Consider the following 1127-nt stretch of genomic DNA (forward strand, 5'->3'; position numbering starts at 1 on the left):
TCCTGGCGCTGCTGGCGCTGGTGCTTTTCGGCGGCGAGGTGATCCGCTCGTTCACCATGGCCATGCTGTTCGGCGTCATCTTCGGCACCTATTCGTCGATCTTCATCGCCGCCCCGCTGCTGATCCTGTTCAAACTGCGGCCGCAGGCTACGGCCGACGAGGAGAAGCCGGTCAATGGCGGCAAGGCGGTCGCGACCTGACGCGCGCCCCCGAAGAGGTTTAACGGTGACCAGCAAAGGCATCGTCATCCGCGAGGCGCATTTCCCGGGCCGCGCGCCGATCGAAGCCTACGGCAATGGCGGATTCCGCTTTGCCGACATGTCGCATCGCGGTTCGCTGCTCTGTCTGCCATCCGGCATCCATGGCTGGGAGCCGGTGGACCCCTTGGCGCTGACGGTGGCGGATTTTGACAGGCTGCTGTCCGAGGCCGACAAGATCGAGATCCTGCTGGTCGGCATGGGCAGGGATCTTCGGCCGTTGCCCGCTGCATTGCGGGCCGCGCTGAAGGCCGCCGGCGTTGCATCCGACCCGATGTCGACGGGGGCCGCGGTGCGGACCTACAATGTCCTTCTGGCGGAAGAGCGCGCCGTGGCCGCCGCGCTCATTGCCGTCGATTGACATGTCTCGAAGCGCTGAAATCGTCATGGACGCGGTGCGCGCCGCCGATCATGATCGCTATCTGACCGCGCTCTACGCGCCGGACGGCAAGCGCGACGCGCTGTTTTCGCTCTACGCCTTCAACGCGGAGATATCAGGTATTCGCGATCGCATCCATGAGGCGCTACCGGGCGAGGTGCGGCTGCAATGGTGGCGCGATGTCATTGCCGCCGGCGGCGAGGCCGGCGCCGGCCATCCCACTGCCGAAGCCGTGAACGCTACGATAGCGACATTCGGCCTGCCGAAGCCGGCCTTCGAGAACATGCTCGATGCGCGCATCTTCGACCTCTACGACGACCCGATGCCGTCGCGCACCGATCTGGAAGGCTATTGCGGCGAGACGGCCGCAGCGCTCATCCAGCTTGCGGCGATGGTGCTCGATCCCGTCGAGGCGCCGCGCTTTGCCGAACTGGCGGGCAGGGCAGGCTGCGCACAGGCGATGACCGGCCTGCTGCTGCTGTTGCCGCTGC

At 66.3% G+C, this 1127-nt stretch carries 2 protein-coding genes and 1 pseudogene; all 3 read left to right on the forward strand.

The features are described 5' to 3' along the window. Positions 1 to 200, forward strand: a pseudogene (locus EN969_RS32275) (protein translocase subunit SecF); the annotation flags it as partial. Continuing rightward, on the forward strand, positions 175 to 618 hold the full coding sequence (locus tag EN969_RS32280) for an Mth938-like domain-containing protein (RefSeq protein ID WP_050580472.1): 444 nt from the start codon (positions 175 to 177) through the stop codon (positions 616 to 618). The pseudogene EN969_RS32275 and the gene EN969_RS32280, both read left to right, overlap by 26 nt. Before the next feature lies 1 nt (position 619). Then, positions 620 to 1127, forward strand: a 508-nt coding sequence (locus EN969_RS32285; RefSeq protein WP_164758719.1) for a phytoene/squalene synthase family protein, incomplete at its 3' end; no start/stop codon positions are given.

The sequence above is a fragment of the Mesorhizobium sp. M7A.F.Ca.CA.003.01.2.1 genome (assembly GCF_003998945.1).
In the GTDB taxonomy this organism is placed as follows: domain Bacteria; phylum Pseudomonadota; class Alphaproteobacteria; order Rhizobiales; family Rhizobiaceae; genus Mesorhizobium; species Mesorhizobium ciceri.

Excerpts from the sequence above, each read along its gene's own strand:
- EN969_RS32280 (WP_050580472.1), top strand. The coding sequence starts at position 175 with ATGGCGGCAAGGCGGTCGCGACCTGACGCGCGCCCCCGAAGAGGTTTA.